We start from the raw sequence: 16,201 nt of genomic DNA, 5'->3' as shown, positions 1-16,201 counted from the left end.
TTCATTGGGTCGGCATGAAACGCGCCTGCCACGGTCCCGTCGTAATGAAATCAGACAGTTGGGACTTGGCACGGGCCTTGCGCCTGTGCTCCTGTCACTCACGATGGAATGCCCCATGAGCTCCTCTGTTTCCTCCGCCGGCGCACGCTTCCGCGCCGCGCTGGCCGCCGAATCGCCCCTGCAGGTGATCGGAGCGATCAACGCCAACCATGCCCTGCTGGCGCAGCGCGCCGGCTACCGGGCCATCTACCTGTCCGGCGGCGGTGTCGCAGCGGGCTCGCTGGGCCTGCCGGACCTGGGCATCAATACGCTGGAAGACGTGCTGATCGACGTGCGCCGGATCACCGACGTGTGCGACCTGCCACTGATGGTGGACATCGACACCGGTTTCGGCCCGAGCGCGTTCAACATCGCGCGCACGGTGAAGTCGCTGATCAAGGCGGGCGCCGCTGCCTGCCACATCGAGGACCAGGTGGGCGCCAAGCGCTGCGGGCATCGTCCGGGCAAGGAGATCGTCACCCAGTCTGAGATGGTCGATCGCGTGAAGGCCGCCGCCGACGCGAAGACCGACCCGGAGTTCTTCCTGATCGCGCGTACCGACGCCATCCAGGTGGACGGGGTGGACGCAGCGATCGAGCGCGCCATCGCCTGCGTGGAAGCAGGCGCCGACGGCATCTTCGCCGAGGCCGCCTACGACCTGGACACCTACCGCCGCTTCGTCGATGCGGTGAAGGTGCCGGTACTCGCCAACATCACCGAATTCGGCAAGACCCCGCTGTTCACCCGCGATGAACTGGCCTCGGCCGGCGTGGCCATCCAGCTGTTCCCGCTCTCCGCGTTCCGCGCCGCCAACAAGGCCGCCGAGAACGTCTATGAGACCATCCGTCGTGACGGCCACCAGAAGAACGTGGTGGACAGCATGCAGACCCGCGAGGAACTGTACGACCGTATCGGCTACCACGCCTTCGAGCAGCAGCTCGACGCGTTGTTTGCCGCCAAGAAGTAACGTTGCACCACTGTTTTCTGGAGGGATCATGAGCGAAGCAACCACCGCCCCCGGCTTCAAGCCGAAGAAGTCCGTCGCGCTGTCCGGCACCGCCGCAGGCAATACCGCGCTGTGCACGGTCGGCCGCAGCGGCAACGACCTGCACTACCGCGGCTATGACATCCTGGACCTGGCCAACACCAGCGAGTTCGAGGAAATCGCCCACCTGCTGGTGCATGGCAAGCTGCCCACCCGCGCCGAGCTGGTCGCCTACAAGGCCAAGCTCAAGTCGCTGCGCGGCATTCCGGCCGCGGTCAAGGCCGCGCTGGAAGAACTGCCGCCGTCGGCGCACCCGATGGACGTGATGCGCACCGGCGTGTCGGTGCTCGGCTGCGTGTCGCCGGAGAAGGACGACCACAACCATCCCGGTGCACGCGACATCGCCGACAAGCTGATGGCCTGCCTGGGTTCGATGCTGCTGTACTGGTACCACTGGAGCCACAACGGCCGCGCCATCGACGTGGAGACCGACGACGATTCGATCGGCGGCCACTTCCTGCACCTGCTGCATGGCGAGAAGCCGCAGGATTCGTGGGTGAAGGCGATGCACACCTCGCTGATCCTGTACGCCGAACACGAGTTCAACGCCTCCACCTTCGCCTGCCGTGTCATCGCCGGCACCGGCAGCGACATGCACAGCTGCATCACCGGTGGCATTGGCGCGCTGCGCGGCCCCAAGCACGGCGGCGCCAATGAAGTGGCGTTCGAGGTGCAGAAGCGCTACGACAGCCCGGACGACGCCGAGGCCGACATCAAGGCACGCGTCGAGCGCAAGGAAGTGGTGATCGGCTTTGGCCATCCGGTGTACACCGTCAGCGATCCGCGCAACAACGTCATCAAGGAAGTGGCGCGCGACCTCTCCGCCGAGCAGCAGAACCTGAAGATGTTCGACATCGCCGAGCGCCTGGAAACGGTGATGTGGGACATCAAGAAGATGTTCCCGAACCTGGACTGGTTCAGCGCGGTGAGCTACCACATGATGGGCGTGCCGACGGCGATGTTCACCCCGCTGTTCGTCATTGCGCGGACCTCAGGCTGGAGCGCGCACATCATCGAGCAGCGCATCGACGGCAAGATCATCCGCCCGAGCGCCAACTACACCGGTCCGGAAGACCAGGTCTTCGTGCCGATCGACCAGCGCGGCTGATCCACGCCGCGCGCGGTGCCGGCCGCTGGCCGGCGCCCTGCACCCCGCCATCGTTCAACGGTGGCGGGTCGCCGCATTCCTGCAAGGCCCGCCAAACAGAAGCCGCTATCGCCAGCCATGAACACTGATTACCGCAAGAACCTCCCCGGCACCTCGCTGGACTATTTCGATACCCGCGCCGCTGTCGACGCGCTCCAGCCGGGTGCCTATGCCACGCTGCCGTACACCTCGCGCGTGCTGGCCGAAAACCTGGTGCGCCGGTGCGATCCGGCCACGCTGGATGCGTCGCTGCGTCAGTTGATCGAGCGTCGGCAGGATCTGGATTTCCCGTGGTACCCGGCGCGCGTCGTCTGCCATGACATCCTTGGCCAGACCGCGTTGGTCGATCTGGCGGGGTTGCGCGATGCCATTGCCGATGCCGGCGGCGACCCGGCCCAGATAAATCCCGTCGTGCCGACCCAGCTGATCGTCGATCACTCGCTGGCGGTGGAATACCCGGGCTTTGACAAGGCAGCGTTCGAGAAGAACCGCGTCGTCGAAGACCGCCGCAATGAAGACCGATTCCACTTCATCAACTGGACCAAGAAGGCGTTCAAGAACGTCGATGTGATCCCGCCGGGCAACGGGATCATGCACCAGATCAATCTGGAGAAGATGTCCCCGGTGATCCAGGTGCGTGACGGCGTGGCCTTCCCCGACACCTGCGTGGGCACCGACAGCCACACGCCGCACGTGGACGCGCTGGGCGTGATCGCGATCGGCGTGGGCGGGCTGGAGGCCGAGAACGTGATGCTGGGGCGCGCCTCGTGGATGCGCCTGCCCGACATCATCGGCGTGGAGCTCACCGGCCGCCCGCAGCCGGGCATCACCTGCACCGACATCGTGCTGGCACTGACCGAGTTCCTGCGCCAGCAGCGCGTGGTGGGTGCCTGGATCGAGTTCCATGGGGAGGGCGCCACCGCGCTGACCATCGGCGACCGTGCCACCATCTCCAACATGACCCCGGAGTTCGGCGCCACCGCCGCGATGTTCTCCATCGACCAGCAGACCCTGGACTACCTGCGCCTGACCGGCCGCGAAGATGCCCAGGTGCAGCTGGTGGAAACCTATGCCAAGGCCACCGGCCTGTGGTCCGACGACCTGGCGCAGGTCCAGTACCCGCGCGTGCTGCAGTTCGACCTGTCCAGCGTGGTGCGCAACATGGCCGGCCCGTCCAACCCGCACAAGCGCGTGGCGACCAGCGAACTGGCCGCGCGCGGCATTGCCGACGAGGGCAAGCTGGCCTCCGGCAAGCTTGAACAGGAGCAGGGCCTGATGCCCGACGGTGCGGTGATCATCGCTGCCATCACCAGCTGCACCAACACCAGCAACCCGCGCAACGTCATCGCCGCGGCGCTGCTGGCGCGCAACGCCAACCGCGCGGGCCTGGCCCGCAAGCCGTGGGTGAAGAGCTCGCTGGCGCCCGGTTCCAAGGCGGTGCAGCTGTACCTGGAAGAAGCGGGCCTGCTCGGGGAGCTGGAGCAGATGGGCTTCGGCATCGTCGGCTTCGCCTGCACCACCTGCAACGGCATGAGCGGTGCGCTCGACCCGAAGATCCAGCAGGAAGTGATCGACCGCGACCTGTACGCCACGGCAGTGCTGTCGGGCAACCGCAACTTCGACGGCCGCATCCACCCGTATGCCAAGCAGGCGTTCCTGGCGTCGCCGCCGCTGGTGGTGGCCTACGCCATTGCCGGCACGGTGCGCTTCGACATCGAGAAGGACGCGCTGGGCGTGGCCGCCGACGGCAGCCCGATCACGCTGAAGGACCTGTGGCCGAGCGACGCGGAGATCGATGCGGTGGTCGCGGCCAGCGTCAAGCCGGAGCAGTTCCGCCAGGTCTACGAGCCGATGTTCACCTTCAAGGTGGAACACGGCGCGCCGATCAGCCCGCTGTACGCGTGGCGCCCGCAGAGCACCTACATCCGCCGCCCGCCGTATTGGGAAGGTGCGCTGGCCGGTGAGCGCCCGCTGCGTGGCATGCGCCCGTTGGCGGTGCTGGGCGACAACATCACCACCGACCACCTGTCCCCGTCCAATGCGATCCTGGCCAGCAGTGCGGCCGGTGAGTACCTGGCGAAGATGGGCCTGCCGGAGGAGGACTTCAACTCCTACGCCACCCACCGCGGCGACCATCTCACCGCGCAGCGTGCCACCTTCGCCAACCCGAAGCTGATCAATGAAATGGTCGTGGTCGACGGTCAGGTGAAACAGGGCTCGCTGGCGCGCGTGGAGCCGGAAGGGCAGGTGATGCGCATGTGGGAAGCCATTGAGACCTATATGGAGCGCAAGCAGCCGCTGATCATCATTGCCGGTGCGGACTACGGGCAGGGCAGTTCGCGCGACTGGGCCGCCAAGGGTGTGCGCCTGGCCGGCGTGGAGGCGATCGCCGCCGAAGGCTTCGAGCGCATCCACCGCACCAACCTGATCGGCATGGGCGTGCTGCCGCTGGAGTTCAAGCCGGGCGTGAACCGCCTGTCGCTGGGCATCGACGGCACCGAGACCTTCGACGTGGTCGGCGAGCGCGTGCCGCGCGCGGACCTGACGCTGGTCATCCATCGCCGCAGTGGCGAGCAGCTCAACGTGCCGGTCACCTGCCGCCTGGACACCGCCGAAGAGGTCTCGATCTACGAAGCCGGCGGAGTACTGCAGCGTTTTGCGCAGGACTTCCTGGAATCCTCGCAGGTGGCGTGAGAGTCTTTGCCTTCACTCGAGTGCATCTCGCCCGGAGTACGAAGTTCTCGGCGAGGTGCACCCGGCATTCCCAAATAGTCAACGGGGGCATGATGGAAAGCATCAATGTTTCACTGACCGACGAACAAAAGAGTTTCATCCGCTCCGAGGTCGTTGAGGGTGGATATCTCAGTACATCCGAGTACATCCGCGACCTGATTCGCCAGCGGCGGCAACGCAAAGCCGAGCATGCCCTGCGCAGCGTTGTACTGCATAGCTTCAATGGGTCTCAGCCACCTTTCTCTGAACAAGCCATTCTGGAAGCACCGTGATCTACCGTCCCCAACTCCGCATTCCGGCCACCTACATGCGCGGTGGCACCAGCAAGGGCGTTTTCTTCCGCCTGCAGGACCTGCCGTTTGCCGCGCAGGTCCCGGGACCTGCGCGTGATGCGCTGCTGATGCGCGTGATCGGCTCGCCTGATCCGTATGGCAAGCACACCGACGGCATGGGCGGGGCGACCTCCAGCACCAGCAAGTGCGTGATCATCTCGGCGCCGTCGGTGCCGGATCACGACGTGGACTATCTGTATGGCCAGGTCTCCATCGATACGGCGTTCGTGGACTGGAGTGGCAACTGCGGCAATCTCAGCACCGCCGTGGGGCCCTTTGCGATCAGCAACGGCTTCATCGATCCGACGCGTGTTCCGCGCAACGGTACCTGCACCGTGCGGATCTGGCAGGCCAACATCGGCAAGACCATCCTGGCGCACGTGCCGGTCGTGGACGGGGAGGTGCAGGAGATCGGCGACTTCGAGCTGGACGGGGTGACCTTCCCGGCGGCCGAGATCGCGCTCGAGTTCCTCGATCCGTCCGATGACGGCGAAGGCGAGGGCGGTTCGATGTTCCCCACCGGCAACCTGGTTGACACCCTGGACGTCCCCGGCGTCGGCAGCTTCCAGGTGACGATGATCACCGCGGGCATCCCCACCATCTTCCTCAATGCGGCGGACCTGGGTTACACCGGCACCGAGCTGCAGCCGGCGATCAACGACGACAAGGCCGCGCTGGCCCGCTTCGAGGCCATCCGCGCGCATGGCGCGGTGCGCATGGGCCTGATCGACAGCATTGAAAAGGCCGCCACCCGCCAGCACACGCCGAAGGTGGCCTTCGTTGCCCCCGCGCAGGACTACGTGTCGTCCAGCGGCAAGCAGATCGCCGCGGGTGACATCGACCTGCACGCCCGTGCACTGTCGATGGGCAAGTTGCACCACGCCATGATGGGCACGGCGGCGGTGGCCATCGGCACCGCCGCTGCGATCCCCGGCACGCTGGTGAACCTGGCCGCCGGCGGCGGCGAGCGTGGCGCGGTGACCTTCGGGCACCCGTCCGGCACGCTGCGGGTCGGCGCCGAGGCGCGCCTCGTTGACGGCCAGTGGACGGTCACCAAGGCCATCATGAGCCGCAGCGCACGCGTGTTGATGGAGGGCGCCGTCCGCGTCCCGGCGTGAACGACGTAGCGCCGGGCTCTGCCCGGCTGCACTGCGGAACCGACGGCCCAACCAGGAGCGCGACGATGTCCCCAGCCAGTCCTCCCGCCAACGACCGCGTCGCATGGGACGCGGTCATGACCGACATCGTCGACTACGTACGCGACTACAAGGTCGTCTCGCCGCTGGCGTTCACCACCGCCCGCCACTGCCTGATCGATACGCTGGGCTGCGGCCTGGCCGCCCTGGCCTTCCCGGCGTGCAGCAAGCTGCTGGGCCCGCTGGTGCCCGGCAGCCACGTGGTCAATGGCGCGCGCGTGCCCGGCACCCGCTTTGAACTCGACCCGGTGCAGGCGGCCTTCAACATCGGCGCGATGGTGCGCTGGCTGGACTTCAACGACACCTGGCTGGCCGCCGAGTGGGGCCACCCGTCGGACAATCTGGGCGGCATCCTGGCCACGGCCGACTGGCTCAGCCGCAATGCCGTGGCCCTGCGTCGCCCGCCGCTGACCATGCGCGATGTGCTGGTGGCGATGATCAAGGCCCACGAGATACAGGGCTGCCTGGCGCTGGAGAACGCCTTCAACCGCGTCGGGCTGGATCATGTGGTGCTGGTCAAGGTCGCGTCCACCGCCGTGGTCGCGCACCTGCTGGGGCTGGACCGCGAGCGCATGCTCAACGCCGTGTCGCTGGCCTGGGTGGACGGGCAGGCGCTGCGCACCTACCGGCACGCGCCCAACACCGGCTCGCGCAAGAGCTGGGCGGCCGGCGATGCCACCAGCCGCGCGGTGCGGCTGTCGCTGATGGCGGCCGCCGGCGAGATGGGCTACCCCAGCGCGCTGACCGCCCCGACCTGGGGGTTCTACGACGCCTCCTTCGGCGGGCAGCCGTTCCGCTTCCAGCGTGCCTACGGCAGCTACGTGATGGAGAACGTGCTGTTCAAGATCAGCTATCCGGCCGAGTTCCATGGGCAGACCGCGGTGGAGGCGGCGATGCAGCTGCATGCCCGGCTGCGCGCGGAGGGCCGGCGCATCGACGACATCGACCACATCTCGCTGCGCACCCAGCAGGCCTGCCTGCGCATCATCGACAAGTCCGGCCCGCTGCAGAACCCGGCCGACCGCGACCACTGCGTGCAGTACATGGTCGCCATCGCGCTGCTGTTCGGCCGGCTGGTGGCCGAGGACTACGAGGACGACGTCGCCGCCGATCCGCGCATCGACGCGCTGCGCGCGAAGATCCACTGCGTGGAGGAGCCGCGCTTCACCGCCGATTACCTCGACCCGGACAAGCGCAGCATCGCCAACGGATTGGAGATCCGGTTCGTCGATGGCGGCGGCCTGGAGGCGACCGTGGAGTACCCGCTCGGCCATGCCCGCCGCCGCGCCGAAGGCATTCCACGGCTGGAGGACAAGTTCCGCGCGCACCTGGCCGCCACGTTCCCGACCGTCCAGCAGCGCCGCATCCTGGACGCCTCGCTGGACCCGGTGGTGCTGGAGGCCATGCCGGTGCAGGAGTACGTGGCGTTGTACGTGGCCGGTTGATCGGTGGCGAGGCCGAGCAACGGTCGGTCGTACCGGAGGTGGCCGCGCGTGTCGGGCCGGACCCTATAATGGTCGCCTTGATCAAGGAGTGACGTCATGGCTACGCGCAGTCGAGTCGGGCAATGGGGCTGGAAAGGAATCCTTGGCGTGGCGCTCGTTGCCGGCCTGGCGCTGGGGATCGGCGGCTGCAAGCGCAACGACAGCGGACAGCTGCCGACCGCGTCCGGCGACCCGATCGCGGCCAAGGCCGAGGCGGTCACCGAGTTCACCCTGGTGCGGGCCTTCCCCGACCAGACGAGCGACGGCCTGTCGCTGGCGCTGGAGTTCTCGCGCCCGCTGGTCGGTACCCAGGACTTCGACACGCTCGTGCGCTTCGGCGAGAAGGTCGGCACCGAGGACAGCAGCTGGTCGCTGTCCGATGACGGCAAGACCCTGCGCTATCCGTTCGTCGAGGCGGCCAAGGAATACAGCCTGATCGTCTCCCCGGACCTGCTGGCCGCCGACGGCAGCCGGTTGGGCAAGGAGCTGCGCCAGAAGGTATTCAGCGGCGAGCTCAAGCCGGTGGCCGGCTTCGCCTCGCAGGGCAGCGTGCTGCCGGCGCGCGAGAGCCGGGGCCTGCCGGTGGTGTCGGTCAACGTGAAGGAAGTGGACGTGGAGTTCCTGCGCGTACGCGAGAAGTCGCTGCCCGGTTTCTTCAGCCAGTACCAGCGTGGCGGACGCCGTGGCAGCTGGGAACTGGACAGCGAGTATGGCGACAAGTCGCCGATGTCGGAGCTGGCCGAGCCGGTCTACGTCAACCGCTTCGTGCTGGGCGGCAAGCAGAACGAGCGCGTGCTGACCTACCTGCCCACCCAGGACATCAAGGAGCTGCAGGAGCCCGGCCTGTACTTCGCCGTGATGAAGCGCAGCGGCTCGTTCGAGAGCGAATTCGATACGGCGTTCTTCACCGTCAGCGACATCGGCCTGCACACCCGTGCCTACAAGGACAAGCTGTTCGTACATACCGCATCGCTGCAGAGCGGCGCGGCACTGAAGAAGATCGACCTGCGCATCCTGGATGCCAAGGGCGAGGTGGTGCTCAAGGGCGCCACCGACGGCAACGGCAACGCACTGCTGAACTACACCCTGGACGCAGGCCACGTGCTGATCGCCAGCAGCGGCCCGGACACCTCGATGCTGCCGTTCAACCAGCCGGCATTGGACCTGAGCGAATTCGCCGTGGCCGGCCGCGACAACGCCTGGTTCGACGTGTTCGCCTGGTCCGGGCGTGATCTGTACCGCCCGGGCGAGACCGTGCGCATCTCCGCGCTGCTGCGCGACAACGACGGCAAGCCGGTCAAGCCCCAGCCGGTGTTCCTGCGTCTGAAGCAGCCTGACGGCAAGACCTTCCGCGAGACCCGCCTGCAGCCGGGCGAGCAGGGCTACCTGAACTTCGAGCAGACCATCCCGGTGGACGCCCCGACCGGGCGCTGGCAGGTGGAGTTCCGCACCAATCCGGCCAGCAAGGAAGCCATCCAGGGCATGACCCTGCGCATCGAGGAGTTCCTGCCCGAGCGCATGAAGCTGGACCTGGACAGCGCGCAGAAAACCCTCAAGCCGGGTGAGCCGCTGAAGCTGCAGGCCGACGCGGCGTATCTGTACGGCGCGCCTGCCGACGGCAACCGCTTCACCGCGCGGTTGGCGGTGGCGGCCGAGCAGTCGCCGGTGGAATCGCTGCCGGGCTACTTCTTCGGCGACCCCACCCTGGACCTGCCGCGCGAAGCGCGCGATGTGATCGACACCGAGTTCCCGGCCGACGGCACGCTGCGCCAGGACGTGGAGCTGCCGGCCGAGGTCAAGGCCAGCGCGCCGATCGCCGTGGTCCTGTCCGGCAGCGTATACGAGACCGGCGGCCGCACCGTCAGCCGCACCCTGAAGCGGGTGATGTGGCCCGCCCCGGTGCTGGTGGGCGTGCGCCCGCTGTTCAACCCCGACGATGGCGCCGATGCCAACAGCAACGCGCGCTTCGAGCTGATGCGCGTGGATGCGGCCGGCAAGCCGCAGCCGGCCAAGGGGCTGAAGGTCACCCTGGTGCGCGAGCTGCGCGACTACCACTGGACCTTCAATGAAAACCGCTGGGACTACGATTTCAGCCGCCGCTTCGAGAACAAGGAAACCCGCACCGTCGACGCCGGCAGTGCGGCCGTGGGCATCGACTTCCCGGTGGAGTGGGGTGAGTACCGGCTGGATGTGTTCGACCCGGCCACCGGCCTGACCAGCCGCTACCCGTTCAACGCCGGCTGGAGCTGGAACGACGAGAACCGCGGCCTGGATGCACGCCCCGACAAGGTCAAGCTGGGCCTGGACAAGACCGGCTACAAGGCCGGCGACAAGGTGCGCGTCACCGTCACCCCGCCGCACGCCGGCAAGGGCGTGCTGATGGTGGAGAGCGACAGGATGCTGTACGTGCAGGAGATCGACGCCAAGCCCGGCAGCACGTTCGACATTCCGGTCACCGCCGAGTGGGAACGCCACGACGTCTACATCACCGCGCTGGTGTTCCGCGGGGGCAGCGCGCCGAGCAAGATCACCCCGGCCCGCGCGGTCGGCGTGGTGCACGTGCCGATGGACCGCAAGGCACGCCAGGTGGCCGTGGGCCTGTCCGCGCCCAAGCAGATGCGGCCCGAGCAGACGCTGCCGGTCACGGTCAGCGCGCCGCAGCTGGCGGGCAAGCTGGCGCATGTCACCGTGTCCGCGGTGGACGTGGGCATCCTCAACATCACCCGCTTCCCGGTACCGGACGCGGCGGGCCACTTCTTCGCGCAGCGGCGCCTGGACGTGGATGCCTATGACATCTACAGCCGCGTCATCGAAAGCTTCGACGGCAGCAGCGGCAAGCTCAAGTTCGGTGGCGACATGGCGCTGGCGGCCCTGCCGCAGGCCAAGCGGCCCACCGCGCGGGTGCAGACCGTGGACCTGTTCTCCGGGCCGGTGAAGCTTGATGCAAAGGGCATCGCGCGCATCGCGCTGAAGGTGCCGGACTTCAACGGCACCCTGCGCATCTCCGCGCTGGTGTATTCCGATGACCAGTACGGCAAGCGCGACATGGAAACCGTGGTGCGCGCGCCGATCCTGGCCGAGGCCAGCATGCCGCGCGTGCTGGCGCCGGGCGACCGCAGCACGGTCACGCTGGACGTGCAGAACTTCACCGGCAAGCCGGGCGAGTTCAAGGTGCAGGTCGACGGCATCGGGCCGCTCACGCTGGGTGAGCCCAGCCGCACGCTCAAGCTCAACGCCGATGCCAAGAGCACGCTGAGCTTCCCGCTGGTGGCGCGCGAAGGCTATACCGTGGCCAAGGTGCGGGTGCGGGTGGACGGCAACGGCTTCAAGGTCGACCGCCGCTATGACCTGCCGGTGCGTGCCGCCTGGCCGCAGGTGCTGCGTGCACAGACGCGCACGCTGGACCCGCTGGCCGACGTCAGCATGGACACCGCCCTGGCCGATGGCCTGATGAACGACTCGGTGACCGCACGCATGCTGGTCAGCGCGCTGCCGCCGATTCCGTTCGCCAGCGCCCTCGACGGTGCGCTGAAGTACCCGTACGGCTGCGCCGAGCAGACCACCAGCAAGGGCTATGCCGCGCTGATGCTCGATGAAGCCACCTCGGCCATGCTCGGTGCCGATGGCCTGGACGCCAAGACCCGCCGCGAGCGCATGGAAGGTGCGTTCGGCCGACTGGCCTCGATGCAGGTGTCCAACGGCAACTTCTCGATGTGGGGCGACGACGGCTACGTGAACCCGTGGCTGACCCCGTACATCACCGAGTTCCTGCTGGATGCCAAGGACGCCGGCTTCGCGGTGCCCGACACCGTCCTGCAGAAGGCGCTCAACCGCCTCAGCGAAGACCTGCTCTCCGGCGGCAACCAGTTCTACGGTGAAGACCGCCGCGAGAACCTGAAGTTTGCCAACCAGGCGTACTCCGGTTACGTGCTGGCACGGGTCAACCGTGCTCCGCTGGGCACGCTGCGCGCGCTGTACGACAACGAGCGCGGCAAGTCGCTTACCGGCCTGTCGATGGTGCACCTGGGCATCGCGCTGTCGCTGCAGGGCGATCGCAAGCGTGGCGATGCGGCCATCGCGGCCGGCTTCGCCAAGCCCAGCAGCGAACGCCCGCAGTACTTCGGCGATTACGGCAGCGCCGTGCGCGACGATGCACTGATGATCGCGCTGCTGCACGAACGCAAGCTGGCCAAGCCCGCCTACGACGCCCGTGCGGTGGAACTGGGGCGCGCGCTGGACGCACGCCGCAACAGCGGCTGGATGTGGCTGAGCACCCAGGAACAGGTAGCCATCGCCCGCCTGGGCAAGGCATTGGCCGCGAACCAGACGAAGCAGGTGTCCGGCGAGCTGGCCATCGGCGGGGAGGTGGAAGCCATTGCCGCACGCCGCATGTTCGGCCGCAGCTTCGACTACGCCGCGCTGGCCAAGGGCGTGCGGTTCAGCCCGCAGGGCGAGCCGCCGATGTTCGCCAGCCTGGAAGTGGCCGGCATCCCGCGCACCGCGCCGGAGCCTGACAGCCGCACGCTGGGCGTGGAGCGCACCTGGTACACCACCGATGGCAAGCCGTGGACCCCACGTGCATTGAAGGAAGGCGAGGCGTTGATCGTGCGGGTCAGCGTCACCCCGAACGTGGACATGCCCGATGCACTGCTCACCGACCTGCTGCCGGCCGGCCTGGAGATCGAGAACTTCAACCTGGGCGATGCCAAGCAGTGGGCCGACGTGGTGGTGGACGGCCTGGCCGTGAACGACCGCGGCGAAGCGGCCACCGTGCGCCACGAAGAGTTCCGCGACGACCGCTACGTGGCCGCGCTCAAGCTCTCGCGCGGCAGCACCGCCAAGGTGTTCTACCTGGTGCGTGCGGTCACGCCGGGCACCTACACCGTGCCACCGCCGCTGGTCGAAGACATGTACCGTCCGGACCTGCGCGGGGTGGGGCGCAGCAACCCGACCACCCTGACGGTGGTCCAGCCCTGATCCTTGGCGGACCCCGGCCTGCGCCGGGGTCCGCGTTGCGGGTATCGCTGCGATGACGTTCCCTTCTTTCATGCACGCGCGCATGCCGTCGCGACCCTGGTGGTGGCGTGCGCTGCGCTGGGGCACTGCCGGGCTGCTGGCGGTGCTGCTGGTGCTGGACCTGGCGTTTCCACCACCACTGCCGAGACAGCGCGATACCAGCACGCTGGTGGTGGCGCGCGATGGCACGCCCCTGCGCGCGTTTGCCGATGCCGATGGCGTGTGGCGCTACCCGGCCAGCGCCAACAGCGTCTCGCCGCTGTACCTGCAGGCGCTGCTCAACTACGAGGACCGCTGGTTCTGGCGCCACCCCGGGGTCAACCCGTGGGCGCTGCTGCGTGCCGGGAAACAGTGGGTGCTGGAGCGGCGCATCGTTTCCGGTGGCTCCACGCTGACCATGCAGGTCGCGCGCATCCTCGACCCGCATACCCGCACCCCATGGGGCAAGGCCAAGCAGCTGCTGCGTGCGGTGCAGCTGGAGCTGCACCTGGGCAAAGCGGATATCCTGGCGCTGTACCTGGAACGCGCGCCGTATGGCGGCACCATCGAGGGCGTGGAGGCGGCCAGCTGGGCCTACCTGGGCAAGCCGGCGGCGCGCCTGTCGCACGCCGAAGCCGCGCTGCTGGCGGTGCTGCCGCAGTCGCCCAGCCGGCTGCGCCCGGACCGCCACCCGGAGGCGGCGCAGGCCGCGCGCGACAAAGTACTGGAGCGCATGGTCGCCCTCGGCGTCTGGTCGCGCGAGGAAGTGGACGATGCACGCATTGAAGCGGTGGTCACCCGCGCGCTGCAGCCGCCGTTGCACGCCGCGCTGCTGGCGCAGCGGCTGCATTCGGCCCAGCCACGTGCCGCGCGCATCCAGAGCACGCTGGACATCGGCCTGCAGCGCACGCTGGAGGAACGGGTGTCGTCGTACTTCTCGCAGCTGCCCGAGCGTACCTCGGCGGCGTTGCTGGTGGTGGACAACCGCACCCTGGAGGCGCGCGCCTACGTGGGCTCGGTGGCCTTCGGCGACAAGCAGCGGCTGGGCCATGTCGACATGGTGCAGGCCTGGCGCTCGCCGGGGTCCACCCTCAAGCCCTTCCTGTACGGGATGGCCGTCGATGACGGGTTGATCCATTCCGAGAGCCTGATGGTGGACGCCCCGCAGAGTTTCTCGGGGTACCGCCCCGGCAACTTCGATGCCGCCTTCAACGGGCCGGTCAGCGCGGCCACTGCATTGCGGCTGTCGCTGAACGTGCCGGCCGTGGACCTGCTGGATCGTGTCGGGTCGGCGCGGTTCGCCGCGCGCCTGTCGCATGCCGGCATCAACCTGCGGTTTCCGCATGGCAGCGCGCCCAACCTGTCGCTGATCCTGGGCGGCACCGGGGCGCGGCTCGAGGACCTGGTGGGAACGTTCGCCGCGTTCAACCGCAATGGCATCGCCGGGCGCGTGCGCTATACCGCGCAGGACCCGGTGATCGAGCGTCGGCTGATGTCACCGGGTGCGGCGTGGATCACCCGCGAGGTGCTCGAATCCAATCCGCGCCCCGGGTATGGCACGGGCACGTTCGACGTCACCGGGCGTCCGCGCGTGGCCTGGAAGACCGGCACCAGCTACGGCTACCGCGACGCGTGGGCGATCGGTACCACCCGCCACTACACCGTGGGGGTCTGGGTGGGGCGACCGGACGGCACCCCGCTGCCTGGCCAGTACGGTGCCGTGACCGCGCTGCCGCTGATGTTTGAAGTGGTGGACAGCCTGCCGCGGCAGAGTGGCGACGCCAGCGCCGCGCCGATGCCGGCCAATGTGTCGCAGGCCGAGGTGTGCTGGCCCACCGGCGAGCGGGCCGACGCCATCCCGCCCGCGCTGTGCCAGCGCCGGCTGCAGGCCTTCGTGCTGGACGACGTGGTGCCGCCCACCTTCGCCGAACGCGACGCGCGCCTGTGGCAGGCCGGTCGGCAGCGCTTCGAGGTGGACGCCCGCAGCGGCCTGCGGCTGTCGCCGGAGTGCACGCTGCCGCACGAGGCCGTGTCCCGCGAGATCGCGCGCTGGCCTGCGCTGGTCTCGCCGTGGCTGCCGCAGGCACAGCGGCAGGCCGCGCAGTTGCCCGCGCTGTCGCCGGATTGCCGGGACGACGGGCGCAGCAGTGCCGGCAGCCTGCACATCGAAGGACTCAACGACCGGGCCACGCTGGCGCGCGCGCCGAATGCCGAACATGGCGTGCGCCTGCAGCTCCGTGCACTGGGCAGCGAGCAGCCGGTGGACTGGCTGCTCGACGACCGCTGGATCGCACGCACCGAGGGCGCACGTACCTTCCGCCGCGACTTCGACGAGGTGGGCGAACACACCCTGACCGCGCTGGCCGCCGACGGTGCCTGGACCCAGGTGCGCTTCCGCATAGTGCGGTAGCCAGTGCCGGCCAGCGGCCGGCATTCTGATGCGCGTCCGGTCGTGCGAGGAGCCGGCCAGCGGCCGGCATTCTGATTCGCGTCCGGTCGTGCGAGGAGCCGGCCAGCGGCCGGCATTCTGATTCGCGTCTGGTCGTGCGAGGAGCCGGCCAGCGGCCGGCATCCTGATGCGCGTCTGGTCGTGCGAGGAGCCGGCCAGCGGCCGGCACTACTCGCCGATCCAGCCTTCCAGCAGGTCGGCGAATTCGTCGGCGTGCTCTTCTTCCTGTGCCAGGATTTCTTCCAGGATGCGCTTGGTGGTGGTGTCCTTGTCGCTGACGAAGTTGATCATCTCGCGATAGCTGTCGATGGCGATGCGCTCGGCGATCAGGTTCTCGCGGACCATGTCGCGCAGGTCCGTGCCTTCCTTGTACTCCGCGTGCGAGCGCGCGGTCAGCGTGTCCGGGTTGAGGTCCGGTTCGCCACCGAGCTGCACGATGCGCTCGGCCAGCTTGCCCGCGTGCGCCTGTTCCTGCTGAGCATGCTCAAGGAATTCGCCCTTGACCGCGTCGGCCAGCATGCCCTTCGCCATGAAGTAGTGGCGGTAGTAGCGCAGCACGCACACGTATTCCGTGGCCAGCGCATCGTTGAGCAGCTTGATCACCGCCTCGCGGTCGGCGCTGTAGCTGGAGGTGATCGCGCCATCCTCGATGTCCTTGCGCGCCTTCTCGCGCAGCGTCGCGGTGTCGCTGATGCCGGGTGGCCGTGAAGCGTCCGGGGAGGGGCTGGTGGGGCGGGTCTGTGACGTCTGTTTGGCTGGCTTTGACATGGCTGGCCGGTTT

9 protein-coding genes are annotated in these 16,201 nt (G+C 68.2%); 8 read left to right on the top strand and 1 reads right to left on the bottom strand.

Going from position 1 to position 16,201, the window contains the following annotated elements:
- Window positions 1–115 precede the first annotated feature (115 nt).
- From prpB to pbpC, 8 genes are all read left to right on the top strand, one after another.
- A complete protein-coding gene (prpB, locus tag AC3ITN_RS14425) occupies window positions 116–1,006 on the top strand; it encodes a methylisocitrate lyase (protein WP_313342930.1) in 891 nt (296 codons plus the stop codon).
- A 28-nt stretch (window positions 1,007–1,034) separates the two neighbouring features.
- The gene (prpC, locus tag AC3ITN_RS14420; protein ID WP_489390943.1) at window positions 1,035–2,192 is read left to right on the top strand and encodes a bifunctional 2-methylcitrate synthase/citrate synthase; all 1,158 of its coding nucleotides are present in this window, start codon (window positions 1,035–1,037) and stop codon (window positions 2,190–2,192) included.
- 117 nt (window positions 2,193–2,309) lie between these two features.
- Complete coding sequence (gene acnD / locus AC3ITN_RS14415; protein ID WP_489390942.1) at window positions 2,310–4,925, top strand: Fe/S-dependent 2-methylisocitrate dehydratase AcnD; 2,616 nt, start codon at window positions 2,310–2,312, stop codon at window positions 4,923–4,925.
- An 89-nt stretch (window positions 4,926–5,014) separates the two neighbouring features.
- Window positions 5,015–5,236 (top strand): ribbon-helix-helix domain-containing protein, encoded by a 222-nt coding sequence (locus AC3ITN_RS14410; protein ID WP_489390941.1) that lies wholly within the window; start codon window positions 5,015–5,017, stop codon window positions 5,234–5,236.
- Window positions 5,233–6,414 carry a 2-methylaconitate cis-trans isomerase PrpF gene (gene prpF / locus AC3ITN_RS14405; protein ID WP_489390940.1) on the top strand — a complete coding sequence of 394 codons (1,182 nt, stop codon included), beginning with the start codon at window positions 5,233–5,235 and terminating at the stop codon, window positions 6,412–6,414. The genes AC3ITN_RS14410 and prpF overlap by 4 nt, the downstream gene beginning before the upstream one ends.
- A 65-nt stretch (window positions 6,415–6,479) precedes the next feature.
- Complete coding sequence (locus tag AC3ITN_RS14400) at window positions 6,480–7,937, top strand: bifunctional 2-methylcitrate dehydratase/aconitate hydratase (RefSeq protein ID WP_489390939.1); 1,458 nt, start codon at window positions 6,480–6,482, stop codon at window positions 7,935–7,937.
- 96 nt (window positions 7,938–8,033) lie between these two features.
- On the top strand, window positions 8,034–12,953 hold the full coding sequence (locus AC3ITN_RS14395) for an alpha-2-macroglobulin family protein (RefSeq protein WP_489390938.1): 4,920 nt from the start codon (window positions 8,034–8,036) through the stop codon (window positions 12,951–12,953).
- A 52-nt stretch (window positions 12,954–13,005) separates the two neighbouring features.
- On the top strand, window positions 13,006–15,381 hold the full coding sequence (pbpC, locus tag AC3ITN_RS14390; protein ID WP_489390937.1) for a penicillin-binding protein 1C: 2,376 nt from the start codon (window positions 13,006–13,008) through the stop codon (window positions 15,379–15,381).
- Window positions 15,382–15,588: 207 nt separating this feature from the next.
- Here pbpC and AC3ITN_RS14385 read toward each other — a convergent pair whose 3' ends face one another.
- Window positions 15,589–16,188 carry a ferritin-like domain-containing protein gene (locus tag AC3ITN_RS14385; RefSeq protein ID WP_489390936.1) on the bottom strand — a complete coding sequence of 200 codons (600 nt, stop codon included), beginning with the start codon at window positions 16,186–16,188 and terminating at the stop codon, window positions 15,589–15,591.
- Window positions 16,189–16,201 lie beyond the last annotated feature (13 nt).

The organism is Stenotrophomonas sp. KH_036_B (assembly GCF_057839485.1).
This window is presented reverse-complemented; position numbering and strand designations above follow the sequence as displayed.

What these genes read in the sequence shown, in the direction of transcription:
- prpC (WP_489390943.1), top strand. Translation starts at nt 1,035, where the DNA reads ATGAGCGAAGCAACCACCGCCCCCGGCTTCAAGCCGAAGAAGTCCGTC.
- AC3ITN_RS14400 (WP_489390939.1), top strand. Translation starts at nt 6,480, where the DNA reads ATGTCCCCAGCCAGTCCTCCCGCCAACGACCGCGTCGCATGGGACGCG.
- AC3ITN_RS14385 (WP_489390936.1), bottom strand. Translation starts at nt 16,188, where the DNA reads ATGTCAAAGCCAGCCAAACAGACGTCACAGACCCGCCCCACCAGCCCC.
- pbpC (WP_489390937.1), top strand. Translation starts at nt 13,006, where the DNA reads ATGACGTTCCCTTCTTTCATGCACGCGCGCATGCCGTCGCGACCCTGG.
- AC3ITN_RS14395 (WP_489390938.1), top strand. Translation starts at nt 8,034, where the DNA reads ATGGCTACGCGCAGTCGAGTCGGGCAATGGGGCTGGAAAGGAATCCTT.
- prpB (WP_313342930.1), top strand. Translation starts at nt 116, where the DNA reads ATGAGCTCCTCTGTTTCCTCCGCCGGCGCACGCTTCCGCGCCGCGCTG.
- AC3ITN_RS14410 (WP_489390941.1), top strand. Translation starts at nt 5,015, where the DNA reads ATGATGGAAAGCATCAATGTTTCACTGACCGACGAACAAAAGAGTTTC.
- acnD (WP_489390942.1), top strand. Translation starts at nt 2,310, where the DNA reads ATGAACACTGATTACCGCAAGAACCTCCCCGGCACCTCGCTGGACTAT.